The sequence below is a fragment of the Streptomyces sp. NPDC059816 genome (assembly GCF_042732055.1).
GTDB lineage: Bacteria > Actinomycetota > Actinomycetes > Streptomycetales > Streptomycetaceae > Streptomyces.
The window spans coordinates 133,554-156,978 of the sequence record NZ_JBHWIQ010000007.1; the positions used below are offsets into that span (position 1 = coordinate 133,554).

At 73.0% G+C, this 23,425-nt stretch carries 22 protein-coding genes; 8 read left to right on the top strand and 14 right to left on the bottom strand.

The genetic code is table 11. From position 1 onward, the window contains the following. Window positions 1-2: 2 nt before the first annotated feature. On the top strand, window positions 3-2,189 hold the full coding sequence (locus ACFV88_RS11965) for a SpoIIE family protein phosphatase (protein WP_385489021.1): 2,187 nt from the start codon (window positions 3-5) through the stop codon (window positions 2,187-2,189). A gap of 11 nt (window positions 2,190-2,200) precedes the next feature. Here ACFV88_RS11965 and ACFV88_RS11970 read toward each other — a convergent pair whose 3' ends face one another. From ACFV88_RS11970 to ACFV88_RS12000, 7 genes are all read right to left on the bottom strand, one after another. Next, the gene (locus tag ACFV88_RS11970) at window positions 2,201-3,082 is read right to left on the bottom strand and encodes a GNAT family N-acetyltransferase (protein WP_385489024.1); all 882 of its coding nucleotides are present in this window, start codon (window positions 3,080-3,082) and stop codon (window positions 2,201-2,203) included. Window positions 3,083-3,308: 226 nt separating this feature from the next. Further along, window positions 3,309-4,400, bottom strand: a complete 1,092-nt coding sequence (locus tag ACFV88_RS11975) for an AI-2E family transporter (protein ID WP_385489026.1) — start codon at window positions 4,398-4,400, stop codon at window positions 3,309-3,311. A gap of 88 nt (window positions 4,401-4,488) precedes the next feature. Next, complete coding sequence (locus ACFV88_RS11980) at window positions 4,489-5,436, bottom strand: hypothetical protein (RefSeq protein ID WP_385489029.1); 948 nt, start codon at window positions 5,434-5,436, stop codon at window positions 4,489-4,491. Next, a complete protein-coding gene (locus ACFV88_RS11985; RefSeq protein WP_385489031.1) occupies window positions 5,433-6,767 on the bottom strand; it encodes a protein phosphatase 2C domain-containing protein in 1,335 nt (444 codons plus the stop codon). Before ACFV88_RS11985 ends, ACFV88_RS11980 begins: the two co-directional genes overlap by 4 nt. Window positions 6,768-6,775: 8 nt before the next feature. Further along, on the bottom strand, window positions 6,776-7,441 hold the full coding sequence (locus tag ACFV88_RS11990; RefSeq protein ID WP_385489034.1) for a VWA domain-containing protein: 666 nt from the start codon (window positions 7,439-7,441) through the stop codon (window positions 6,776-6,778). A gap of 116 nt (window positions 7,442-7,557) precedes the next feature. Next, entirely contained in the window at window positions 7,558-8,058 is a 501-nt protein-coding gene (locus ACFV88_RS11995; RefSeq protein ID WP_385489036.1) for a hypothetical protein, read from the bottom strand. After that, window positions 8,055-9,512: a methyl-accepting chemotaxis protein gene (locus ACFV88_RS12000; RefSeq protein WP_385489039.1), complete on the bottom strand. Its 1,458-nt coding sequence runs from the start codon at window positions 9,510-9,512 to the stop codon at window positions 8,055-8,057. The genes ACFV88_RS11995 and ACFV88_RS12000 overlap by 4 nt, the downstream gene beginning before the upstream one ends. Window positions 9,513-9,808: 296 nt before the next feature. Here ACFV88_RS12000 and ACFV88_RS12005 point away from each other — a divergent pair, with 296 nt between their 5' ends. Next, window positions 9,809-10,552 (top strand): tellurium resistance protein, encoded by a 744-nt coding sequence (locus ACFV88_RS12005; RefSeq protein WP_385489041.1) that lies wholly within the window; start codon window positions 9,809-9,811, stop codon window positions 10,550-10,552. Window positions 10,553-10,576: 24 nt separating this feature from the next. On the opposite strand, the gene ACFV88_RS12010 is transcribed toward ACFV88_RS12005, so the two are convergent. Genes ACFV88_RS12010 through ACFV88_RS12025 form a run of 4 tightly spaced genes read right to left on the bottom strand, consistent with a single transcriptional unit; the run spans window position 10,577 to window position 13,489 of the window. Beyond that, window positions 10,577-11,605, bottom strand: coding sequence for a serine hydrolase domain-containing protein (locus ACFV88_RS12010; RefSeq protein WP_385489044.1), 1,029 nt, complete (start codon window positions 11,603-11,605; stop codon window positions 10,577-10,579). Continuing rightward, window positions 11,602-12,546, bottom strand: coding sequence for a DUF6895 family protein (locus ACFV88_RS12015; RefSeq protein WP_385489046.1), 945 nt, complete (start codon window positions 12,544-12,546; stop codon window positions 11,602-11,604). Before ACFV88_RS12015 ends, ACFV88_RS12010 begins: the two co-directional genes overlap by 4 nt. Continuing rightward, window positions 12,543-13,307: a hypothetical protein gene (locus ACFV88_RS12020; RefSeq protein WP_385489049.1), complete on the bottom strand. Its 765-nt coding sequence runs from the start codon at window positions 13,305-13,307 to the stop codon at window positions 12,543-12,545. Before ACFV88_RS12020 ends, ACFV88_RS12015 begins: the two co-directional genes overlap by 4 nt. After that, window positions 13,304-13,489 carry a hypothetical protein gene (locus ACFV88_RS12025; RefSeq protein ID WP_385489052.1) on the bottom strand — a complete coding sequence of 62 codons (186 nt, stop codon included), beginning with the start codon at window positions 13,487-13,489 and terminating at the stop codon, window positions 13,304-13,306. The genes ACFV88_RS12020 and ACFV88_RS12025 overlap by 4 nt, the downstream gene beginning before the upstream one ends. Window positions 13,490-13,781: 292 nt before the next feature. On the opposite strand from ACFV88_RS12025, the gene ACFV88_RS12030 reads away from it, so the two are divergent. Further along, window positions 13,782-14,012, top strand: a complete 231-nt coding sequence (locus ACFV88_RS12030) for a hypothetical protein (protein ID WP_385489055.1) — start codon at window positions 13,782-13,784, stop codon at window positions 14,010-14,012. Between the two features lie 252 nt (window positions 14,013-14,264). Here the strand turns inward: ACFV88_RS12030 and ACFV88_RS12035 are convergent, their stop codons facing one another. Both ACFV88_RS12035 and ACFV88_RS12040 read right to left on the bottom strand, forming a co-directional pair. Further along, window positions 14,265-15,221, bottom strand: coding sequence for a pirin family protein (locus ACFV88_RS12035; RefSeq protein ID WP_385489058.1), 957 nt, complete (start codon window positions 15,219-15,221; stop codon window positions 14,265-14,267). Between the two features lie 462 nt (window positions 15,222-15,683). Continuing rightward, window positions 15,684-16,817, bottom strand: coding sequence for a glycosyltransferase family 4 protein (locus ACFV88_RS12040; RefSeq protein ID WP_385489061.1), 1,134 nt, complete (start codon window positions 16,815-16,817; stop codon window positions 15,684-15,686). A gap of 165 nt (window positions 16,818-16,982) precedes the next feature. Here ACFV88_RS12040 and ACFV88_RS12045 point away from each other — a divergent pair, with 165 nt between their 5' ends. Both ACFV88_RS12045 and ACFV88_RS12050 read left to right on the top strand, forming a co-directional pair. Continuing rightward, on the top strand, window positions 16,983-18,257 hold the full coding sequence (locus ACFV88_RS12045; RefSeq protein ID WP_385489063.1) for a sensor histidine kinase: 1,275 nt from the start codon (window positions 16,983-16,985) through the stop codon (window positions 18,255-18,257). Between the two features lie 82 nt (window positions 18,258-18,339). Then, the gene (locus ACFV88_RS12050) at window positions 18,340-19,119 is read left to right on the top strand and encodes a response regulator (protein WP_385489066.1); all 780 of its coding nucleotides are present in this window, start codon (window positions 18,340-18,342) and stop codon (window positions 19,117-19,119) included. Here the strand turns inward: ACFV88_RS12050 and ACFV88_RS12055 are convergent. Beyond that, a complete protein-coding gene (locus tag ACFV88_RS12055) occupies window positions 19,116-19,481 on the bottom strand; it encodes a PH domain-containing protein (RefSeq protein WP_385489069.1) in 366 nt (121 codons plus the stop codon). The genes ACFV88_RS12050 and ACFV88_RS12055 overlap by 4 nt on opposite strands. A gap of 231 nt (window positions 19,482-19,712) precedes the next feature. Here ACFV88_RS12055 and ACFV88_RS12060 point away from each other — a divergent pair, with 231 nt between their 5' ends. From ACFV88_RS12060 to ACFV88_RS12070, 3 genes are all read left to right on the top strand, one after another. Further along, a complete protein-coding gene (locus ACFV88_RS12060; protein ID WP_385489072.1) occupies window positions 19,713-20,564 on the top strand; it encodes a CAP domain-containing protein in 852 nt (283 codons plus the stop codon). A 108-nt stretch (window positions 20,565-20,672) separates the two neighbouring features. Continuing rightward, complete coding sequence (locus ACFV88_RS12065) at window positions 20,673-22,946, top strand: MMPL family transporter (RefSeq protein ID WP_385489074.1); 2,274 nt, start codon at window positions 20,673-20,675, stop codon at window positions 22,944-22,946. A gap of 47 nt (window positions 22,947-22,993) precedes the next feature. After that, the gene (locus tag ACFV88_RS12070) at window positions 22,994-23,422 is read left to right on the top strand and encodes a hypothetical protein (RefSeq protein WP_385489077.1); all 429 of its coding nucleotides are present in this window, start codon (window positions 22,994-22,996) and stop codon (window positions 23,420-23,422) included. Window positions 23,423-23,425 lie beyond the last annotated feature (3 nt).

Below are 23,425 nucleotides of genomic sequence, written 5' to 3' on the forward strand. Positions count from 1 at the left end.
CAATGCGTACCGAAGAGCCCCCGCCCTCCGCACGGGCCGGGGCGTCCGCGCTGCCCGGCGCCGAGGAGGCGCTCAGGGCGCTCCGCACCGGACTGTGGCACTGGGACACCGCCGCCGGTGTCGTCACCGTCGACGCGGAGGCCGCCCGGCTGCTCGGTCTGCCGACGGGCGCCGGCGAGGTCACGGAGGCCCGGGTGCGGGCCCGCTTCCACCCGGTCGACTGGAACGAGATCGACGGGGTCGTCCGGCTCGCCGTCGCGGAGGACTCCCTCGCCGAGGCCCGCCTGCGGATCATGGACGAGCGGGGTCGGGTGGTCCGCACCGTGCGCAGCCGCTCCAAGCCCACGTACCACCGCGAGACCGGTTCGTACGAGCTGCTCGGCGTGCTCCAGGAGATCGGCGAGCAGCCGCCGGGCGCCGCCGCGCACTCCCCCGTCACCGGTGACTGGCGCCGCTCCCGGGAGGCGTTCCTGCTGGACGCGGGGCGCGCGCTGGCGGAGGCCCGGTCGACGGCGGAGGTGCTGCGGGTGGCGGCCCGGCTGTCGATGCCGGGCTTCAGCCCCGACGGCCTCGCCGTGTTCGGGTTGGCGGGCGACCGCCTCACCGTCATCGGCCACCACGGGCACTCCCCGGGCGCCGAGGGCCCCTTCACCGCGATGCCGCTGGACACCGACTACCCGGCGGCCGAGGTGGTGCGCACCGGACGGGCCGTGTACCTGTCGTCGCCCGGTGACTACCGGCACGCCTACCCGACGGCGTGGCGGCTCGCGGAACCCTTCGAGCGGCAGTCCTGGGCGTTCCTTCCGCTGGTCGTCGCGGGCCGCACCATCGGGGCGTGGATGGCGGCGTTCGCGTACCGGGTGACGTTCACCCCGGACGAGCGGGCGGTCCTGACGACCGTCGCGCGGATGCTGGCCCAGGCGTTGTCGCGGGCGGGCGCCGCCGAGAGCGAACGGGAGCTCACCGACGGCCTCCAGCGCTCGATGCTGCCCACCCTCGGACCGGAGATCCCCGGCGTGCGGCTGGCCGCGCGGTACGTGCCGACCGGCGGCGGACTCCAGGTCGGGGGCGACTGGTACGACGTGATCCCGTTGCCGTCCGGCCGGATCGCCCTGGTCATCGGGGACGTCCAGGGGCACGACGTCCGGGCCGCGGGGCTGATGGGTCAGCTGCGGGTCGCGCTGCGCGCCTACGCCGCCGAGGGCCACCGCCCGGACGCGGTGCTGTCCCGCGCCGGACGGTTCCTCGCCGGGCTCACGGACGCCGTCCCGTACGGTGCCACCGGCCCCGCGCCGCCCGGGGAGGCCGCCGAGACGCGTTTCGCGACCTGTCTGTACGTGGAGGCCGACCCGCTCACCGGGGTGTTGGAGATCGCTCGCGCCGGGCACCCGGAGCCGGCGATCCGGCTGGCCGACGGCACGGTCCTGCTCCGCTCGACGGCCGGCGGGCTGCCGTTGGGCATCGACCCGGACACCGACTACCCGACGACCCGGTTGGTCCTGGAACCCGGCGAGACCATGCTGATCTGCACGGACGGCCTGATCGAGACGGGCGGCCACGACTGGGACACCGGCTGGGCCCGCATCCGCAGCACGCTGGAGGAGCACCCGGGCGACAGCCTGGAGGAGCTGGCGGACGGCCTGGTCCAGGCGGTGCACGGACCGTCCTCGCACCACACGACGGGACCGCTGGCGGACCGCCGCGAGGACGACATCGCCTTCCTGCTGCTGCGCCGCGGTGAACGTCCCGCACCGGTGGCGCCGACCCGGCGGACCCTGCTGACGGTGGCCCAGGCGGAGCCGCACCGGATCGCCGCGGGCCGCCAGCAGTTGCGGGAGCTGCTGCACGACTGGGCGGACCGCGAACAGGTCGACGCGGCGGTGCTGATGGTGTCCGAGACGCTCACCAACGTCCTCGTCCACACGGACGGCGATGCGCTGATGACGGCCGCGGTGACCGGTGAGCCGGGCCGGCGCCGGCTGCGGGTCGAGGTCACCGACGCCAGCGACGACCTGCCGCACCGGCGCGAGCCCGGCGAGTTGGCGTCCTCCGGGCGGGGCCTGGTGCTGATGGACCTGCTCGCCGATGCGTGGGGCGTGGACCCCCGCGGCGAGGGCAAGAGCACCTGGTTCGAGGTCGCCGAATCCACGAAGCCCAGCGGGTCCACGAAGCCCAGCGGGTCCGCCTAGCCCCGCCGTTCCTAGAGGTCGAGCTGGTACGTGAACGTCGTGTGCGTCGGGGCGTATCCGAGCGCGTCGTTGATGTGCCTCATGTACGGGTTGTCGGCTGCGGTGTCGGTCAGCAGGCCGCCGAGATCCGGGTACTGCTCGACGGCCCGCCGGATCGAGGCGGCTTTCATCCAGCGTCCCAGGCCGTGCCCCCGGTGCTCGGGCAGGACGCCGGTGCCGTAGTGCTGGCCGTCACCCCGGCCGTCGCCGGGGACCACCAGTTCGGTGAAGCCGGCGATCGAGCCGTCCGACTCGTCGACGGCGACGACGGTGTGGAGCAGGTCCCCCCGCTTCTCGATGGCCGCCGCCGCGACCCGCACCCGGTCCAGGTCCCAGACCACCGTGCCGAGGTCGGAACCGCCCATCGGCATGTCGTCCATGGCGCGGCGCGAAGCGACGAACGTGTCGGCCAGACCGTCGGGGACCGTGCCCGTCCACGCGGCCAGTCGATAGCCGGGACGGGGCCGTTCGGTGATCCCGGCGAGGGCCTTGACGTCCGCATCGGCCAGTGGCAGCCGGGCGAAGGTCAGCGTCAGGACCTTGCGGAAGCCCCGGGCCGTCAGGAACCTGTCGCCGGGGGAATCGGCCTCGGCCTGGCTGACGACACAGCGTCGGCCGTCTCGGCGCGCACCGGCCACGGCCGCCTCCAGGAGCCGGGAGCCGGTGCGGTTTCGCCGCTCGACGGGATGGACGCGCAGGTCCAGCTCGGCGAGGTGGTCCTGCCCGGGCCGGGTGAGCAGACGCAGGAACGCCGCCCCGACGGGGTGTCCGTCGAGGTCGGAAGCCAGCCACACCAGTCGGTGGCTGGACAGGTCGCCGTCGGGGTCGGTCAGTGCGGTGATGCGAACGGACAAGGTGTCTCCGTCGTGAGGAGGGGGAAGCTGCCAGGGCCTGGGTTCGACAACTGACCGTTCGTGCGCATCTGCTGCACACCTCCTCGGCGACGGCGTCGGCCCGGGGCGGCCGACGGCCCGGCGAAGATAGCCGCTCCACCCCGCGAGGGGCAACGGCTTTACCGGTGCCGCCCCGGCCGGACGCGCCCTGAGACGCACCGTGACCGGGTACCCGGCGCGCCCGCGGTCAGCCCGCTGCGGGGGCGGCCGGGGTGTCGGTGCCGTCCGGGGGCGCCGCACCGTCAGCGCCGCCGCCGTAGTGGATGCGCAGCTCCGAGATCACGCCGAACGCCGCCGCCGTGAGCGGCACCGCCAGCAGCATCCCGAGGATGCCGGCCACCGAGGCACCCGCGGTGATCGCCAGCAGGACGATCGCCGGATGCATCTGCACCGTCCGGCTCTGGATCATCGGCTGGAGCACCTGGCCCTCCAGCACCTGCACGGCGAGCACCACCCCGAGCGCCCAGAGCGCGATGACGAACCCCCGGTCGGCGAGGGCGACGAGGACGGCGACCGCACCGGAGATGAACGCCCCCAGGTAGGGGATGTACGCGCCGACGAAGACCAGGGCGCCCAACCCGATCGCTCCCGGCACCTTCAGGACCAGCAGGCCGACGGTGATGCACACCGCGTCGATGAAGGCGATGAGCGTGGTCCCGCGCATGAAGCCCTCCACGGCCCGGAACGCCCGGCGGGCCATCGCCTCCAGGGTGTGCCCGGAGCCGCCGGGCGCCAACGAGTGCAGCGCGGCGAGCGCCCGCCCGGAGTCCCGGAGGAAGAAGAAGATCAGCAGCAGGGCCAGTACCGCGGTCGCGATCATCGTGCCGACGACACTGATCCCGGCGAGCACCCCGGACGCCGCGGTGCTCCCGAACTTGCTCAGCAACTGCTTGGCGTTGGCCGCCAGGTCGTCCAGGGAGGTGCCGGCCGCCCCGAAGTACTCGGTGATCGACCGGCCGGCCACCCGCAGCGAGGTGATGATCTGCGGGCCCGAGTCGATGAGCGCGGCGACCACGATGTACACCGCCCCGCCGACCACCGCGACGACGGCCACGCAGGTCAGGCCCGCCGCCAGCGAGGCGTTCACCTTCGCCGCCACCAGCCGCCGGTACAGCGGTCGCAGCAGCGCCGTGCCCAGCAGGGCGAGCAGCACCGGGGTCACCGCCGTCTTGAAGACGATGCACAGCCAGATCCCGACCGCCGCGACCCCGGCGACCAGGAGGAACACGACGCACCAGGCGGCGGTCCGACGGACGGGTTCGGGCAAAAGGGTACGCACGGTCCATAGCGTACGCAGGGGGTCGGCGAACCACGGGCGCGCCCCGCGGACACCGCCGACGGGTGACGCCCCGGCGGCCCGCGGGTGCTCAGTCCCGGAGGTTGATCGTGCCGCGCTGCCGCGGACCGTCGAACTTCGAACGGTCGACCGGCGGTCGGGGCGCCGGGGCGGACGCCGTCAGCTTGATGACCTCGCGGCCGGCCAGGGCCACCCGCCACTGCCCGAGGTCGGGCCGCGCCCCGTAGGGCCCGGCGGCCTGGTCCAACAACCGCCGCACCGCGTGCTCCCGACGCTCGTCCAGCACCCCGGGCAGCGGGGTGAACGGTGCGCCCGGGGCCGCGTACGCGTCGCGCGCGAGGATGCGGCTCACCGCGAGGGCGGCCTTGTAGCGGTCGCTGTCGACGGTGACCGCACCGGGCTTCGCCCGGGGGTCGCCCCAGTCGATGGTGTCGGCCTGCGCCAGCACCGGCGCCCGACCCACCAGCCGCGCGCCGTCGCAGTCCAGCAGGTACACCGCGGGGGCGGGCCGCAGGGTCCACAGCACGTTCGCCGCCGAGAGGTCACCCAGCACCAGGCCCATGGTGTGCAGTCGGTGCAGCGCCTCGACCAGGGCCACGGCCAGCGCGTACCGCTCGGCCGGCGAGGGCTGCGCCACCGTCTGCCAGGCGGCCTTCGGCGGGCGCAGCAGGAACGCCAGCTCGGTCAGCTTGGTGTCACCGGTGCCCGTGGTCCAGGTCATCGTCTCCGGGGCCCGGCGCATCAGGAAGCCCGTCACCCGGCCCGCGCTGACGACCCGGCACAGCGGCCACGCGGCCTCGGTGTCGAGGCGGCCGCGGTGCACCGGGTCGAGGACCCGGCGCACGCCGACCAGTTGGGCGAGCGCCTCCCCGTCGACCTGCCGCGGATCGCGGTAGCTCTTGTACAGCACTGCGGGCAGGTCGGCCAGGGTGAACACCTCGCCCTGGCCGCCGTCCCCGATGCGGTCCCGCACCGCCAGTGCGCCGAGGGGGACGTCCGCGCCGTCGTCCACGCTCATTCCTCGGGGCCCTCCCACAAGCACACGGCGGTGCGGTCGTCGTCGTAGGACTTCACCCGGTACTGGAGTTGCCAGAGGAAGTCGACCGGTCCGGGCACCTCGGCGGAGCCCCAGGCCCCGGCGAGGAAGTCCCGCATCCCGGGGTCCCCGGCGAGCGGGGTGGACAGGCCGTCGGTGCACAGCACCAGGAGGTCCCCCGGCAGGGCGGGACCGTAGATCAGCGAGCGGGCGAACCGCGAGCCGGGCAGCGCCTCGGTGCCGGTGTCGATGACCCCGGAGCCGCCCTGCCCCTCACCGAACACGTCGACGGTCCACACGCCCTCGCGCAGCAGCGCCCCGCCGCCGTCGCCCACCGCGAAGAAGCCGCGGTGGCGCACCTGCGGGTCGAGGGGCACCAGCAGTCCGCGCAGGGTGGTGGCGTGGTCGGCGGGGTGCCCGCCGCGTTCGGCCACGCTGCGGGCCAGTCCTTCGGCGGCACTGCCGACCGCGGAGTTCACCAGCGCGCTGAACGTCGGCTCCTCGCGCGCGCGCAGCGATTCGGCGAGTTGCTCGGCGTACCGGTCGAGGAAGAGCGCGACGCTGCGGCTGACCTCGTGCGAGCCGATGTGCGAGCGGGCGGCGGAGCCCACGCCGTCGGCGACGGTGAGCAGCAGCAGTCCGTTCGTCGGGTCGGGGCCGCCGAGCCGGGTGACGCACAGCGCGTCCTGGCGCGGACCGCCCTCGTAACGGTGCGAGTCCCCGCGGATCGAGGCGGCCCGTACCGTCAACGCCCCGTGGGTGGCGCCGTCCACGACGATGTCCGCAACCACCGCACCGTCGAGGTCGTCGCGCACGGACGGCAGGGTGCCGGGGTGCGGCGCGTACAGCGGCGGCTTGGGCCCGCTGTGCCGCGGGGGTCCCAGCAGCGGTACGGCGACGGGGGCCCGAACGGCCTCCGCGGCGACGCCCGGCGGAGTCGGTTCCCCCGCGGGCGCACCCTCCGCCGCCGGTACGGGCGCCGGAGCCAGCACGGGGGCGGACTCCGGTACGGGGGCGTGCGGTACGGGAGCGGTCTCGGGGGCCGGTTCGGGGAGGGCGAACGGTTCGGGGGCGGGCGGCGGCGGGGGAACGGGACGGTAGGCCACCGCGCCGACGCCGGACGGCAGGCTGTTCCACGCCTCGTCGAGCGCGTCCGCGCGTGCCTGCCCCGCCTCGGGGGTCTCCTCGGGACCCGACGCGGGGGGCGGCCACTCCTGAGGCGCACCCGGCTGAGGCGCGCCCGGCTGGTGCATGTCCGGCTGATGGATGTCCGGCTGGTGGATGTCCGGCTGGTGGATGTCCGGCTGGTGCACGGCCGGCCTCAGAGCTTGTCGATGGAGACGGAGGTGAAGCCGGGCACGGTCTCGTCCACGGCGAGGTTGAACCCGCCGCTGCCGTCCGCCGGGATGCTGCTCGCCGAACGGACGATCGACCGGGTCAGGCTGGCCGCGAACTCACGCAGCGCCTGCGCCGCCGACACGCTCTGGTCCTGCTGCATGAACGCCCGGAAGTTGGCGACGTGACCGATCGTCGCCCGGTCCGCCTCGCCGATGCCGAAGGCGATGATGTTCGGCCGGTAGCGGGCGTCGATCAGCTCCTTGTGCGCCTGCTGCCAGTCGTCGTCGGTGGGCCCGCCGTCGGAGAGGAAGAACACCACCGGCCGGTACACGTCGTGGCCCTCCGCCTTCAGCGTGGTCACGTCCGCCTCGATGCAGGTACGCAGGGTGCGGAACGCCTCCCCGTACGCGGTGAGTCCCCCGGCCGCGAGTCCCGGCAGGGTGTCGATGTCGCTGAGGTCCACCAACGGTTGCAGCACCTTGGCGTCGTTGGAGAAGCCGATCAGGCAGAACCGGGTCTTGTCCGCGACGGTCGGGTTGGTGCTGATCTCGCGGTGCAGCTCCGGCAGCGCGCTGTTGATGCTGTCGAGCGGGTCACCGTTCATGGATCCCGACTCGTCGCACACGAGATAGAAGGGAAGGATCTGCACGGTTCTCGTACCTCCGGGCGGTGCTGTCAGGGTGGTGGGGCGGGGCGAACGTCCGCCGATCCGGGAACGATCGCTTCGGAACGATCGCTTCGGACGGTTCGCTTCGGACGGTCGCTTCAGTAGGTGTAGAAGTAGATCTCCAGATCGGCGGAACCGGCGGCCCCGCCCTTCCAGAAGTCGCGGGTCGTCGCCCCCTTGAACATGCCCGGACGGGCCTTCGTCAACAACGAGTTGACCCGGTGCGCGTAGTCACCGCCGGCGCCCGGTTCACCGTGCCGCCCGAAGGTGAGGACGAACGCGGCTTGCCGGCCCCGGTGCTTCGCGGTCACCGCCCGCAGTTGGCGCACGATGCGGGCCCCGTCGCCGCGGGCCGCCGCGATGGAGACCCGCACCGGTTTGCGGTTGACCGCGCGCGGACCCTTCGGCTTCGCCGGCGACTTGCCGTCCGCCGACGCCGAGGGGCCGGGCCGCTTGCCCTCCGCGGCCTTGACCGGGTCGCCCTGGTCGCCCATCGCGACCAGCGCGAGGACCAGCAGCAGGTCCGCGAAGAGCCAGCCCGCCAGGTGCAGGGCGTTGAACCGGCGGGGACGCGCCGGCCGCCTCCCCGGGGGCCTCACCGGTGGCCCGCCGGGGGCAGCGCACCAGGCGCGGGCGTGTCACCGCCGTCGACGGGACGGGCGTCCTGCGGCTCGTCGTCGACCCACGGGCCGTAGGGGGCGGCGCTCTCCACTCCGGTGCCGGTGCGGCCCTCGGTGCTGCTGGAGCCGGGCGGCGGGTTTGCCGAGGTGGGCTTGGTCAACGTCTGGTTGACCACGGTCGCATCGCCCGACGACGAGTTCACCGACGTCCGACCGATCGATGCCGAAGCGCCCTGCTCCGGGTGGCCGGCCGGGCCCGGCACCCTGGGGCGGAACGCGCCCTCCCGGGCCGCCTCCGCGACCACCGCGACGAGTTCCGCGAACCGTTCGGCGGTCTCCCGCAGGGCCCGGGCCTCCTCGGCGAGCCGCTTCGCCGCCTCCTGGGAGCCGGCGACCGCCCGCGCCGTCTCCTCGGTGACCTCCCCCAGCCGGTCCAGTACGCGGGCCGACACGTCCGTGGCCACCTCCGTCGCCGTGGTGAACGACCGTTGGGCGGCTCCCAGGGTGTGGACCGAGTCCTCCACCCGTTCCCCGGCCTGCCCCAGCGCGTCCCGCACCTCGCCGTTGACGGTGCGAACGCCGTCCAGGGCCTTGCCCACGTCGCCGCCCGTGGTGCGGACCGCCGTCTCGATGCGGTTCGCGGCGTCCTCCAGGGGCCGGGCCGCGGCCTCCACCCCCGCGAGCCGCTGCTCCGCGCTGTCCACGGCTTCCCCCACCACGGACGCGGCGGCCGTCAGCTCCTTCTGCGTGGTGGCCGACCGCCGCACCAACGAACCCAACGACCCCGCCGCCTTGCTGAGTTCACTGGTGAACCGGGCGGGCGAGGTCAGCTTCTCCTCGTTGAGCAGGAGTTGGGCCTTGGTGAGTACGGGGACGAGCCGGGCGAGCAGGTCGTCGGCCGTGCGCTGCTCCTCGGCCTCCCGGCGGTCCTCGCGGGCGCGCCGGATGCCGTGCACGGTGGTCAGCACCAGCAGGACGACGATCGCCCCGGTCGCCAGCATCGCCACGTTCCCGAAGGTGGACCAGCCGGTCAGTCGTCCTTCGAAACCGGTCTGCCACAGCTGGAGGAACGGTCGGGCCGCCATCTTCGGGTCCGCCCCGATCAGCGCCTCGTACGCGCTCGACGCCCGGGTGAGCCCGATCCAGGTGAGCAGCAGGGGAACGAAGACCAGGGCACCGAGCACCGCCTCAAGCAGGCCCCAGAACCCTCGTCGCCCCTCGTCGCCACCCGATACGTGGACGCTCTCCGGACGGGCGTAGGCGTCCAACAGGTCCAGTTCCGTCCAGGGTTCGAGATCGCTGTCACCGACGCCCTGGAGCGCATCGGCGAGCGTGCTGAGCTCGTCCCGTCGTCGCGCGAGCCCGGGCTGGTCGGCCAGGTACCTCAGCTGCCCGGCGACCGCCGAACGGTCGGCCAGTACCCCAACGGGCATGAACACCCCACAGAACAGAGGACGGAGAAGACGGATCGGACGCAACGGGCAGGGGAACGGAGCGTACAAGAGGGGACACGGAAGGACACCGTGAACGGCGACAACGGTGACGGCGTCGAACGGTGGGACACCGCACCGCGGCCCTTCCGGATCGAGCCGACCGCCCGCCCCCGCGCGCCGGTCGCACTCACCCCCGTGACCCCCGCGCGCAGCCGCCGATACTAGCGCACAAGGCACGGACAGGGCATATGATCCGGCTTGTTTCCAAGGGAGTTGGGGACCGCAGAGGGGGCCCGATGCACACCAGTGAACACCGTCCGGGGGACGACCGCAGACGTCAGGTGATCGATCTGCGCGGGCCCACCGCGCCCATCACGCCCGCCGCGCCCGCCCCGACGCCGTCCCGGCAGCAGGAACGTCCGCGCCCTCCGACCCGGTTGCGCACACCGGAGCCCGGAGCACCGGCGCCGCTGGTGCTGTCCGCCGCGCGACCGCAGACCCGGATCGCCGGGCGGGGCGTTCTCCAGGCCAACCTCAACTGGCGGCCCGGGGTGGACGCCGACCTGGACCTCGGCTGTCTGGTCGCCTGCCGGGAGGGCGACGGTACGGCGGTCCAGGCGCTCGGCGACGCGTACGGGTCCCTCACCGCATGGCCGTACGTCAGCCTCGACCAGGACGACCGCACCGGTGCCAGCTCCGACGGCGAGACCCTGCGCGTCAGCCTGGACCACGCCCACCTCTTCGAACGGCTGCTGCTCTACGTGTACGTGTACGAGGGCGCCGTCGACTTCCGCAGTCTGGGTGCCACGGTGACGGTGTCCGCTCCGGGTCAGCAGGACGTCCGGATCGACCTCGACGATTCACCGACCGGGGCGACCGCGTGTGCGATCGCGCTGGTCCGTCCGGCCGTCGACGGCTTGTCCCTGCGCCGGGAGGTGCGGTGGTTCCGTCCGACGCCGGAGCTGTGGCTCCACCAACAGATCGACGCGGCCTACGGGTTCGGCTTCGAATGGGTGTACGCGACGAAGGGCGAACGCTGAGCCGAGCGTCCCGCGCGGGGGCGGTCAGGACGTTGCGGCATCCCGGGCCTCCAGCGCGCACAGGGTCCCGTACGCGGACTGCACGAAAGGGGCCAGGGGGCTGGGCGCGCTGTTCGCGAGGGCGGCGAGCGCGGTGCCGGAGCGGGGGAGGAAGCCCACGAAGGCGGTGAACCCCCGGGTGCCACCGGAGTGGTGCAGGAGCGGGCGACCCTGCCGGGGCCGGAGGTTCCAGACCAGACAGAGGCGGTTGTCGGTGCGGGGGAGCACCAGCCGCGGGCGCTGCACGTCGGCGAGGGCGGCGCGCAGGCTCGGGGGCACCGTGCTGGCCGCGGGGTCGAGCAGGGCCGTCAGCGTGGTGAGCAGGTCCCGGGCGCTGGAGCGCAGGGCGCCGGCGGCGGGCAGGCCGGGGATGCGCCAGGCCTGCCGGGGGCGGCCGTGCCAGTGCCCCCGCGCCTGGGGACGGTGGGGGTCGCAGTCGGAGTCCGTCAGGCCCAGGGGGGTCAGGACTCGTTCGGCCAGCAGTGCGGGGTAGCCGGCCGTGTCCCCGTCGTCACGACCACCGGCGGCCCGGACCAGTGCGTGACCGAGGAGCCCGGCCCCGAAGTTGGAGTAGCGCACCCGGGCGCCGGGGCGGTGGTGCAACCGGGTGCGGGAGAGCGAGTCCAGCAGGTCGGTGGTGGTGAAGTCGGCGTACGGGTTGCTGAACCAGGCGCGCCGGGCCGAGCCGGTGAGCAGGCCCGGGGGCAGCCGGGGCAGCCCGGAGGTGTGGGTGGCCAGGTGCAGCAGGGTGATCGGGGGGCCCGGCACCCGACGGGGCAGGTAGCGGCTGACGGGGTCGTCGTAGCGGACCTCGCGTCGGGCGGCGAGCTCCGCGAGCAGCAGCGCGGTGAACGTCTTGGTGACCGAGCCGGTCTCGAAGCGGGTCTCCGGGGTGCTCCCCCGGGTCAGCAACAGGCGTTCGTCGCCGTGTCCGGCCGCCACGGCCACCGCTGTCGCGCCCTTGGCGGCGTGGAGCAGTGGCCGTAGCCGGGCGTCGAGGAGCGGGTCGGTCACCGGGCGCCCGCCCGGTCCCCGACGGCCCGGTCCCCGGCCGCCCGGGCGAGGGCGACGGAACCGGCCACGGCGGTGACGACGACGGTGTGTTGGTGGTCCCCGAAGCGGAGCGCCGGATCGTCGTCGACGGGGCCGCCGTCGCGGGGGACGAATCCGTCCTCCTGTTGGAGGTCGGCGAGCATCTGCCAGTCCTCGGGGTTGCAGTAGGGCTCGTCCAGGCTGGCGCCGACGATGAGGAGTTCGCCCACCAGGTCCCATTGGGCGACCTCGCGCCAGATGTCGATCCACACCGGTAGCCAGGTGCGCAGGTACGCGGTGATCTGCGGGGACAGGCCCTGGGGACGGCTGCCCCAGTCGGTGAGGTGGAAGACGGTGTGGGTGACCGCGTAGCCGGTGATCCAGTTGATGGCCCACGGTTCGGGCAGAGCGCCGAGCCAGGTGTCCCGGGTGAGAGCGGCCCAGTCGTCCCGGCGGTCCAGGCCCACGACCCGGGCGGCGTTGGCGACCGCGAGCTTGCGGTTGGGCAGGTGTTCGATGCCCCCGACCGAACGCAGCCCGGTGAGGTGGGTGAGCAGCCGGTGCAGGTCCGCGTGACGGTATCCGCAGCGGGCGAAGGTCGCGTAGGTCTCCAGCGGGTCGGTCATCAGAACGTGCTGGAGCTGACGTTCGTACAGCATGTCGCCCTGTCGGAACTGCTCCCAGCAGAAGTCCAACAGGCTCTGTGCGGCGACCAGTTGCCCCGGCCCGGCGACGCCGTCGCGCAGGATGACGGAGGCGGCGAGCGCGCTCTCGCTGAGGGGTTTGTAGACGCTGTCGGGTTCGGCGAGCGTCTCCGTGCCGTCCTGGGGGAACGCGCCGTGGGCACGGTTCGCGTGCAGCCAGGACAGGCCCCGGTCGGCCATGCTCCGGGCCGCCACGGCCACGGACTCGGGAACCGTCATCTGCGTACCGCCTCCGGGTCCTGGGGGTACTGGGGGAGCTGGCCTTCGAGCAGGTGCCGGGCGACTGCCAGGTCGACCGCGGCGCGGGGGCTCGTTCCGCCCAGGAGCCTTACGTGTTCCGTCGTCGTCACCGGGTCGAGCGGCAGTGCGACGCCTTCGTGGTGGAGCCAGGCGAGCCAACGGATGAGCCGGACGGCGGTGGAGTAGTCGCGGCGCAGCAACGAACGGGTGACGCCGCGGGACAGGGACAGCGCGGCACCACGGGCCGCCTCGTGCACCGGGCCGTCGAGACCGGGGGTGGCGAGCGAGGCGAGCTGCGCCATCCGTACGGACCACTGCTGCCAGTCGTCGGTGTCGGTGAGGGCGTCGGCCGCCGTGGGGGGCGGGGTGGGGGGCGGGGTGTCCGTGCCGGGGGCGCTCGCCCCGCCGAAGCGGGTCAGGAGCTGTCCGGTCGCCCAGTCGCGCCAGGCGACGACGCCACCGTCGCCGGGGGCCGGGGCGCCGACGACCGACGCCGGGAAGGCGTCGAACGACTGGGCCACGGCGGCGGCGTCCTCCGTGTGGAAGGGAACGCCGGTGAGCACGTGCGGGGTGAAGGCGTCCGCGCCGATGACCCGGATGGCGGCGAGAGCGGCCAACGCATCGGGAGCGGTGTGGAAATGGCGGGCGATGAACGCCGTGTCCTCGGCGCCGCGAAGGGCGCTGAGGACACGGGTGGCGAGTTCGTCTGCCGCCGCAGCGAAGTTCGCCCGAGAGCTCACTTACTCTTCGGCTCCCTCGGCTCCTTGGGGGACAGGAGCAGGGCGAGGAGCAGGAGACCGAGGGACTCCGGCGCGTAGATGGGAGCGCCGCTGACCGTGGTCTCCGGCTCCAGCATCAGTGTTCCTACGGCCGTTGCCTCAGTAGAGGTAGCGACGATGCGAATGTCCTTCTGAGCGAGCATCAGTGCCTCCTTTTGATAGAGACGTATCACCACTTATGTGGCGATGCTGCTAATGAGGCTAGCCGTTCATACAAGACTTAGAGCGGCGAAGTTCTGATATTCACCCGAAAGGCGGCGTGTCCCTGATGTCCCGCATCGGGGGGCCGGAGCGGTGAGTTCGGCGAGGAACTCGGTGTCGGCCACCGCGTGGTGTCCCAGGGTGCCCCCGTGCCGGGGGAGTTCGGACAGCCGTCGGACGAGGCTCTCGTGCAGCCTCCGACGGCTCACGGCACTGTTGCCGGGGCTGGCGCTGGTGCTGGCACTGGTGCTGGTGCTGGTGCTGGTGCTGGTGCTGGTGCTGGTGCTGGTGCTGGTGCTGGTGAGGAGTTGGGCGCGCAGGAACTCACGGGCGAGGCGGGCGGTGGCGGAGGTGCTGCGGGTGGCAGTGGCAGTGGCAGTGGCAGTGGCAGTGGCCACGGTGGTGTCGCCGCCTCCGACGATCCGCATTCGGCGTTCGCCTGGTCGGTGGCGAACCTCGTGGTGAGCGTTCGCCGGGTGCCGTCTCCCTGTACGGGGCGAGGTCGGCCGGAATCACGGTGGGCGGGCCCGTGGCGAACCACAACGGGTTCCCGGGGCGGAGCCATCGGGTGCAGCCGTCGGGGTGGAGCCATCGGGTGGAGCCGTCGGGGTGGAGCCATCGGGTGGAGCCATCGGGGTGAACGTCGGACGGCCCCGTCCGGCTGGTGGGCCGGACAGGGCCGTGGACTTGCGGGCGGGCGGGGCCGACGCCCCGGGGTCACATGCCGTGGACCGCCGGGATCGTGCCGAGCCGACCCTTCTGGAAGTCATCGAACGCCTGCTGGAGTTCCTCGCGGGTGTTCATGACGAAGGGACCGTAGTGGGCCATCGGCTCGCGCAGCGGCCGACCGCCGAGGAGAACGACCTCCAGGTCCGGGGTGTGGGAGTCCTGCGACTCGTCCGCGCGGACGGTGATCGACGAGCCGTTGCCGAAGACCGCGGTCTGGCCGAGGTGGATCGGGCGACGGTCCGTGCCCACGGTGCCGCGTCCGGCGAGGACGTACGCCAGGGCGTTGAAGTCCTGCCGCCAGGGGAGGGTGATCTCCGCACCGGGGCGCACGGTCGCGTGGACCATGGTGATCGGTGTGTGGGTGATGCCGGGACCCTCGTGTCCGTCCAGCTCGCCGGCGATCACCCGGAGCAGCGCACCGCCGTCGGGCGTGGTGAGCAACTGGATCTCTCCACCGCGGATGTCCTGGTAGCGGGGGTCCTTCATCTTGTCGGCGGCGGGCAGGTTGACCCACAGCTGGAGGCCGTGGAACAGGCCGCCGGACATCACCAGCTGCTCCGGCGGGGCCTCGATGTGCAGCAGGCCGGAACCCGCCGTCATCCACTGGGTGTCACCGTTGGTGATGGTCCCGCCACCGCCGTTGGAGTCCTGGTGGATGAAGGTGCCGTCGATGATGTAGGTGACGGTTTCGAAGCCGCGGTGGGGGTGCCAGGGCGTTCCCTTCGGCTCACCCGGCGCGTAGTCGACCTCGCCCATCTGGTCCATCATGATGAACGGGTCCAGGTACTTGTAGTTGATCCCGGCGAAGGCCCGGCGGACCGGGAATCCCTCGCCCTCGAAGCCGGTCGGAGCGGTGCTCACGGCCAGCACCGGACGCGCGTCGGCGTCCTTCGGTGCAGCCACGCGGGGCAGGGTCAGCGGGTTCTCAACGGTCACAGCGGGCATGGTGGGGACCTCCTCGTGATCCGAGTTTAGTTGAATGTAGAACTTTCTGCCACTGGAAAGCATTCCCCTGCACCACCGAGCCGACCCACCCACCTCGAAACACGGAAACGTCCCCGCCACGAGCTTGGATTCTCCAAGTAACGCTACTGGGCGAGGCCGGTCCCATCGAGGCGGGACCGGCCGGCGCGGGACCAGGCCGCCGCGGCGCGGGTCCAGCCCCACCACTGAGCAGGTCAGCCCCGCCCTGGTACGGGACCAACCCCCACCGCCGAACGGGTCAGCCGCACCGCAGCGCGGGATCAGCCGCCACCGCCGAACGGGGCCGGTCCCGCCGAACGGGTTACGGACCCGCCGTGGCAAGGGTCGGTCCCGCTGCGGCTGGGGTCGGTCCCGCCGTGGCGAGGCCGGGCCCACTGCCAAGGGAGGGCAGCCTCCCCGCCCCACCCCCACCGCCGGACGGGGTCAGCCCCGTCGCGACGGCTCCAGCAAGCCGCGCAGCACCTCGTACGAGTGGTCCCAGTTCCACTCCGCCCGGACCCACGCACGCCCCTTGGCCCCCATGTCGGACGCGAGCCGGCCGTCCCGCAGCAGCCGGACCAGACGGTCGCCCACCGCCGCCACCGACCGACCGTCGACCACGTAGCCCGTTTCCCCGTCGCGCACGGTGTCCGGGGCGCCGCCGGAGTCACCCGCGACGACCGGCAACCCTGATGCGGCGGCCTCCAGGTAGACGATGCCCAGCCCCTCCACCTCCAGCCCCCGTCTACGGGTACGGCACGGCATGGCGAAGACGTCGGCGGCCGCGTAGTACCCGGGCAGTTCGCCGTGCGGGTGGCCGCCCGCGAAGACCACGCTGTCCGCCACCCCCTCCGTCTCCGCGAGTCTTCGCAGCTCCGCCTCGTGCGGGCCGTCCCCGACCAGCAGCAACACCGCATCCGGGATCACCCGACGTACCCACGGCAGCGCCCGGACCAGGGTGTCCTGGCCCTTGCGCGGCACCAACCGGGAGGCGCACAGGATCACCGGGCGACGGCCGAGGCCGTACCGCGCCCGAGCCGGAGTGCCGTCCAGCCCGGGCCGGAAGACCTCCGTGTCGACTCCGGGGACCAGCCGCTCCACCCGGGCCCCGGGCGGCAGCGCCGCCGCTATCGGGCGGCCGGTGGCAGGGCCCAGCACGGTGACGACGTCGGTATGCGCGCCTATCCGGTGCAGCAGGCCGCGGGTACCGGGCGTCCGTGCCCACCAGACCTCGTGGCCGTGGGTGGTCGCGACCACCGTCCGCACCCCCGCGTCCCGCCGCAGCCGCCGCGCCATGAGGCCGAGCGGGGCCGCCGCGCCGAACCAGACCCGGTCGCAGCCGTGGCGGCGTGCCAGCCGCACCGCCTTCGTCGTTGCGGCCGGGGTGGGGAGGAGGGTGCGGGCCCGGGTGCGTACGACCGGGTACGGGAGCGCGGCGTCGTGCGCCGCGGCACCGGGCTCCGCCGAGGTCAGGACGACGACCCCGTCGGCGGGGAAGCGGTCCGCGAGGGCGCCGACGAAGGTCTCGATGCCGCCCTGCCTGGGCGGGAAGTCGTTCGTGACGATCAGCGTGCGCATGCGGGTCTCCTGAGGTGGGGGGACTCGGGCACGCAGTCCGTTCGGCGCCCGTCGACGACGAGAGTAGGAACGGGAAGGCCGGCGGGGCGTCATACGACGGTGCCAACCCGCACCTCACACCACGGGTTGATGTGGTCTCGCTCCTGCCGTCCGTACGGTGAGCGCATGGGCGTTGCACCGATCCTCCGCACCGCCCGGCTGCGCTCGTGGGCTGGTTGGACTGGCACGTCCACCTACTACAGCGCCACCGGGTGGGTCCTCACCTGCCTCGCGGTACTGGAGCTGATCTGGATACCGGCCGCCTCGCTCTGGGCGGACGTGGGGGTGTTGGTGTCCGCGGTGTCCCTGGTGTGGAGGCGCGTGTGCCCGCCCATCGGGTTCCTCACGGTCGCCGCGGGGCTCGTCGCCTTCGCCGCCGACTACAGCTTCTACCTGGTCACGATCATCAGCGGGCTGTGCGGCGTCTACACCCTCGCCCGGAACCGGGTGCAGCACCCGGCGGTCCTGGTGCTGGGCGGACTGCTCGGTGCCGTGGCCGTGAACCTGGTGCACATAGCGACCTGGCCGCCCATCGACGGTGTGGCGGTCCCCGCCATCGGAGAGCGCGCCTCACTCGGGCTGTTCGCGGAGGCGTTCATCCTGACGGTCGTGGTCATCGGCGCGGTCGCGATGGGGGACGCGGTCCGGGCCCGGGACGAGACCCGGCGGGAGCGCGCCCGGTCGCAGGCCCGGCTGATAGCGATGGAAAGACGGGAGGCGGCGGCGGAGGAACGGGCGGCCATCGCCCGCGAACTGCACGACATCGTCGCCCACTCGGTGTCGATGATCGCCGTCCAGGCGGAGAGTGCCACGTACACGACGCCGGGTCTGACCGTGGAGGCACGCGAGGGTTTCCAACAGATAGCCGGGAACGCCCGGGCTTCGATGGACGAACTACGGCGACTGCTCGGGGTGTTGCGCAGCCCTGGCGAGCCGGGAGAGGTGCTGACCGCCCCCCAGCCCACGTTGGGGCACCTGCCCGCGCTCCTGGAACAGCACCGTGCGGTGGGCGGGCGGGCGGAGTTGACCGTCATCGGGGAGCGCGTCGCGCTGCCCGCCGTATGGGAACTGTCCGCCTACCGCATCGCCCAGGAGGCCCTGACCAATGCCCGCAAGCACGCGCCGGGCGCCCGTACGCTGGTGGAGGTCGACTACGGCACGGACCGACTGCTGGTGGTGCGGGTCCAGGACGACGGGCCCGGCCCGACGCGGGCCTCACCCGACTGGCCCGATCCACCCAACTCCCCCATCCCGCCCGACTCACCCGACTCGCCCGACTCGCGCGGTGACGGACACGGACTCAACGGCATGCGGGAGCGCGCCGCCCTGGTCGGGGGGCGCCTCACCGCCGGAGCGGGACCGGCCGGGGGCTTCACCGTGGTCGCGGAACTCCCGTGGTGAACGCCACCTCTCGACGACCTGCGGCCGGCAAGGGGGGACGGGTGACGGGCAGCGACCGGAGGCGACCAGTAGTGGGAAGGGGATGTGGAGCATGAGGGGCAGTGGCGGTACGGGCGGGGTGATCCGGACGGTCGTCGCGGACGACCAGTCGGTGGTGCGGACCGGGTTCGTCAATCTGCTGTCGACGCAGGACGACATCGAGGTCGTCGGCGAGGCGGAGGACGGGGTGCAGGCGGTGCAGGTCACCGCACGGACCCGACCCGACCTGGTCCTGCTGGACATCAGGATGCCGCACATGAACGGCATAGAGGCGGCCCGCGAGATCCTCGCCGACCCGGTCGACGCCCCCAAGGTGCTGATGCTGACGACGTTCGGCCTCGACGAGTACGTGTACGACGCGCTGGCCGCCGGTGCGGGCGGGTTCCTGCTCAAGGACGCGACCTTCCCCGAACTCCTGCACGCCGTAAGGGTCGTGGCGGCCGGCGACGCACTGCTGTCACCGGAGATCACCAAACGACTGATCGGTGATTTCGTGAGCAGCCGGGCGGGTGTGCGGCCGGTGCGCCGCGCCGAAGGGCTCACCACGCGTGAGGCGGAGGTGCTGATGCTGATCGCCCGGGGCCTGTCGAACGCCGAGATCGCCGTCCGGCTCACCATCACCGACCACACCGTGAAGACCCACATCAACCGGCTGTTCGCCAAGTTGGGGCTGCGGGACCGGGCCCAGGCCGTGATCAGGGCCTACGAGTGGGGGATGGTGCGCCCGGGGGACCCGGACGGGGCGGGAGGGGGTGACGTCCGCCTCCCGGACGGTCCGGTGTCCGTCCGGGAGGAGGGCGGTCGCGTCGGGCGGATCGCCTAGCGCGCCACGAACTGCGTGAGGATCGCCTGGACCTCGTAGATGTCGACGCCCTTGGTGAACGTCTTCTGGATCGGCACGGAGTTGCCGGAGACCCAGAGCTTCAGCTCGGCGTCGAGGTCGAAGGTGCCGGCAGTCTCGACCGCGAAGTGCGTGATGCTCCGGTACGGAATGCTGTGGTACTCGGTCTTCTTGCCGGTGATGCCCTGCTTGTCGACCAGGATGAGCCGGCGATCGGTGAAGAGGATCGAGTCCCGGACCAACTGGTAGGCCGCGTGGACCTGCTCGCCGTGTCCCAACAGCTTGGCGTAGTCCTGCGCCGCCTGGTTCGGGTCGATCGTGTGCGCGTTTCCGAACAGTGCCATGACCTGCCCCCCATGTGAGTTTCGTACGAATTTACGACTGTACACGTGAGGTCATGTCGCCGCCGAGCAAGGTCGCACGTGCGGGGAGCAGTCCACACGAACGAGGTCTTCCCACGGTCGAAGACGGGCACCCCCTCTCCCACTTCTGTTATACGGAAGGGGAGTTCGGGCCCCTCGGGGCACCGGACCGGTTCACCCGGAGCAGCCGGGCCGCCCATCCTGAGGACCACCGTGTACGACGAGCCACCGACATCGACCGGAGCGATCACGCGGACCGGGAGGCAGCGCCCGGTCCGCGGCAGACGGGCGTGGGGCGCCCTCGCCGTGGTCGTCACGCTGAGCACGGCGACGGTGGGCGCGGGCAGCCCCGCCCCGTCCCCTGCCCCGGCCCCGGCAACCGCCGCAGCCCCGCCGACCACCCCCGCCCCACCGGCCACCGAGGCGCCCGCCACCTCCGGAGCCCCCACGGCCGGGGAAACACCGGACGCCCCGACGGCCACCGAGCCCCCCACCACCGAGCCGGCCCCCGACCCGGCCCGGCCCCCCGCACCGGAACCCGCCGTGAAGCCCACGCCGGAGCCGGCACCACGCGAACGCCCCACACCCCAGCGCCCCGTACCCCAGCAGCCCGCACCCCAGCGCCCCGCAGCGCAGCAGCCCGGACCGGCCCCGGTCGCCGCCGGATCGGGTGGTCTGATCGCCCAGGTCACCGCATTGGTCAACGCCCAGCGGGTCCGGGTGGGTTGCCGTCCCGTCACCGTCGACCCCCGGCTGAACCGGGCGGCGGCCCGACACAGCCAGGACATGGGCCTACGGGGGTACTTCGGCCACGCCTCTCCGGAGGGACGCGGCGTGGGGGACCGGGTCACCGCCGCGGGGTACGCCTGGTCCGTCGTCGGGGAGAACGTGGCCGCCGGACCACGGACCGCACGCGCGGCGATGGACGGATGGATGGCCAGCCCCGCCCACCGCGCCAACATCCTCCACTGCCCCTTCACCCACATGGGTCTCGGTGTCGACCGGGCCGCCGAAGCCGCCGACGGGCCGCACTGGACGCAGGTCTTCGCCAGACCCGAGAAGTGACCCGGGGAGCGGCCTGGGGAGCGGCCTGGAAGCTGGCTGCGGCGCCCGGCGTCACCCGTATCGACGGGCCGGCGTGCGGGGAGCAGCCCCGGGTGTTCGACTCGGGGCATGGCAGCCACAGGCGTTCCGCACGCGGACCGACCCGGACTCCTGAGGCGGGTCGGCGAGTTCTGCGCACGGCACGCGATCGCGGTGCTGGTCCTCTGGCTGGCGGCGCTCGCCGGGCTCCAGGTACTGCACCACGCGTACGGCGGCACGTACTCGGACGACTTCTCGCTGCCGGACACCCAGTCGCAGCACGGTCTCGACGTGCTGAAGGACCACGATCCGGCCGCCGGGGGCTACAGCTCCCAGGTCGTCCTGAACGACACCGCGCGCCCCCTCTCCTCGGTCAGCGACGAGGTGGGCCGGACCGTGGCCTCGCTCCAGGGGCTCCCGGACGTGCTGTCCGCACAGAACCCCCTCGCCGCTCCCCCGACCCCGTCCGGGCAGCCGGACGTCGGTCCGCTCTCCGCCGACGGGCACACCGCCTACATCACCGTCCGGTTCAGCGTCCAGCCGTCCACCCTGGGCGAGGACTACCTGCACGGGGTGGACGACGCGGTGCAGCCGCTCCGTTCCGCGGGCGTCGACGTCGAGTACGGCGGGCCGCTGGGCGAACTGGCGCGCCCGGAGCCCAACGACCGGCTCAGCGAGGTCATCGGCTTCGCCGTGGCGATCGTCGTGCTGCTGATCGGCTTCGGCAGCGTCGTCGCGGCCCTCCTTCCCCTGGTCACCGCGCTGATCAGCGTGATCTGCGGGCTGGCGCTGCTCGCCCTGCTGGCCGCCGCGTCCACGTTCGCCACGGTCTCGCCGACCCTCGCCACGATGATCGGGCTGGGCGTCGGCATCGACTACGCCCTGTTCCTGGTCACCCGGCACCGTCAGGGGTTGATGGACGGGCGGGACCCGGTGGCCGCCGCCGGCGGGGCCGCCGCCACCAGCGGGCACGCGGTACTGCTCTCCGGCTGCACGGTGATCATCGCGCTGTCCGGGCTGTGGGTGTCGGGCATCGCGTTCATCGGCAAGCTCGGGCTCGCCGCGGCGGTCACCGTGGTCACCGCGGTACTGGGCGCGCTCACCCTCGTACCGGCGCTGCTCGGGCTGGTCGGACGGCACATCGACCGGTTGCGGGTGCGTACCCCCGTGGCCGAGACGGACGCCGAGCCGGGGGCGGAGGTCACCGGGGCCTGGCACCGTTACGCCCTGCGCGTGGAGCGGCGTCCCTGGTGGTACACGGGTGCGGGCGTCGCGGTCCTCGCGGTGCTGTCCGTACCGGTGTTCTCCCTGCAACTGGGTCACATCGGCGACGGCGCCGACCCGAAGTCGTTCACCGACCGGCGGGCCTTCGACCTGATGTCGTCCGCGTTCGGTCCCGGCTCCAACGGCCCGTTGACCCTCGTCGTCGACCAGTCCTCCGTACCGCAGGCGGACCGGGCGGCGCTCGCCGCCGAGGCGCAGCAGGCGCTCACCGGGGTGCCCGACACCGCGTTCGTCACGCCGCTGAAGGCCACCTCCGACGGGGACGTCCTGGTCGGCACCGCGTACTCGGTGGCCACCCCGCAGGACGAGCGGACCACCCAGCTGGTCAACCGGCTCCGCGACGAGGTGCTGCCCGAGGCCGTGTCCGGCACCGAGGCGCACGGGTACGTCACGGGGACGACCGCCGCGCAGGTCGACTTCCTGGACATCGTCTCCGCCCGGCTGCCGTGGATCATCGCCGCCGTGGTCGGGCTGGCGTTCCTCGTCATCCTGGTGGTCTTCCGGGGCGTCCTCGTCGCGTTGAAGGCGGCCGTGCTCAACGTGCTGTCCATCGCCGCCTCGTACGGGGTCGTCGTCGCCGTGTTCCAGTGGGGGTGGGGCGGTCCGGCGCTCGGGGTGTCGGGGACGGTACCCATCGAGAGTTACGTGCCGATGATGATGTTCGCCATCGTCTTCGGCCTGAGCATGGACTACGAGATCTTCCTGCTGTCCCGCATCCACGAGGCGTGGTTGCGGACCGGTGACCCCGGGGCGAGCGTCGCGCACGCGCTGGAGATCACCGCACGGGTCATCACCTGCGCCGCGCTGATCATGGTCAGTGTCTTCGCCGCGTTCGTGATCTCCGACAACATCGTGGTGAAGATGCTGGGGCTCGGCCTCGCGGTGAGCGTGCTCATCGACGCGACCGTGGTGCGGCTGCTGCTGGTGCCCGCGGTGATGACGTTGTTGGGGCGCTCCGCGTGGTGGACGCCCCGGTGGCTCGACCGGATCATGCCCAGGCTCCATGCGGAGGGCGAGGCGCCCGTTGCCGCGCACCCGCCCGTTCCCCCGCCCTCGGGTGATTCCCCCGACTCGAAGTGAGTACGACCGCTCAGGCGCACGCCCCGCGCACCGGGTTCGCTTGACCCATGCCCCCTCACGCCCCTGCGCACGCCCCCGCTCACGTCCCCGCCCCGGTCCGCACTCCGGTCCGCGCCCCCGTCCGCCGTGTCACCGGCCCCCACGACTGGCCGGACCCGCACGCCTGGGTCGCCCCGTTGATCGGGACGGTGCTCCTCCTCCCGTTGGCCGCCGTGATCGCCGGGATGGCGCTGCTGACCCAGCTGAGCTGCGTCTCCTGCGATACCGCGGAGTTCGCCCGCTTCGAGGAGTCCTACACCCTCGCGGTCGTGCTCTGCGGGGCGGTGCTCGCGGGCGCCGGGGCGCTGCTGGTGTGGTCCTGGGTCCTGCCGGGCCGCCGCCTCCTGCGCGGGCGCCGCATCGTCCTGGCGATCGGCGCCCCCGTACTGGCCGCGACCTGTTACCCGCTGTTCATGACCGTGGTCCAGTGGCCCTGAGCA

Coding starts and splice junctions, on each gene's coding strand:
- ACFV88_RS11965 (WP_385489021.1), top strand. CDS start 3: ATGCGTACCGAAGAGCCCCCGCCCTCCGCACGGGCCGGGGCGTCCGCG.
- ACFV88_RS11980 (WP_385489029.1), bottom strand. CDS start 5,436: ATGAGCGTGGACGACGGCGCGGACGTCCCCCTCGGCGCACTGGCGGTG.
- ACFV88_RS12000 (WP_385489039.1), bottom strand. CDS start 9,512: ATGCCCGTTGGGGTACTGGCCGACCGTTCGGCGGTCGCCGGGCAGCTG.
- ACFV88_RS12005 (WP_385489041.1), top strand. CDS start 9,809: ATGCACACCAGTGAACACCGTCCGGGGGACGACCGCAGACGTCAGGTG.
- ACFV88_RS12015 (WP_385489046.1), bottom strand. CDS start 12,546: ATGACGGTTCCCGAGTCCGTGGCCGTGGCGGCCCGGAGCATGGCCGAC.
- ACFV88_RS12025 (WP_385489052.1), bottom strand. CDS start 13,489: ATGCTCGCTCAGAAGGACATTCGCATCGTCGCTACCTCTACTGAGGCA.
- ACFV88_RS12035 (WP_385489058.1), bottom strand. CDS start 15,221: ATGCCCGCTGTGACCGTTGAGAACCCGCTGACCCTGCCCCGCGTGGCT.
- ACFV88_RS12040 (WP_385489061.1), bottom strand. CDS start 16,817: ATGCGCACGCTGATCGTCACGAACGACTTCCCGCCCAGGCAGGGCGGC.
- ACFV88_RS12045 (WP_385489063.1), top strand. CDS start 16,983: ATGGGCGTTGCACCGATCCTCCGCACCGCCCGGCTGCGCTCGTGGGCT.
- ACFV88_RS12050 (WP_385489066.1), top strand. CDS start 18,340: ATGTGGAGCATGAGGGGCAGTGGCGGTACGGGCGGGGTGATCCGGACG.
- ACFV88_RS12055 (WP_385489069.1), bottom strand. CDS start 19,481: ATGGCACTGTTCGGAAACGCGCACACGATCGACCCGAACCAGGCGGCG.
- ACFV88_RS12065 (WP_385489074.1), top strand. CDS start 20,673: ATGGCAGCCACAGGCGTTCCGCACGCGGACCGACCCGGACTCCTGAGG.
- ACFV88_RS12070 (WP_385489077.1), top strand. CDS start 22,994: ATGCCCCCTCACGCCCCTGCGCACGCCCCCGCTCACGTCCCCGCCCCG.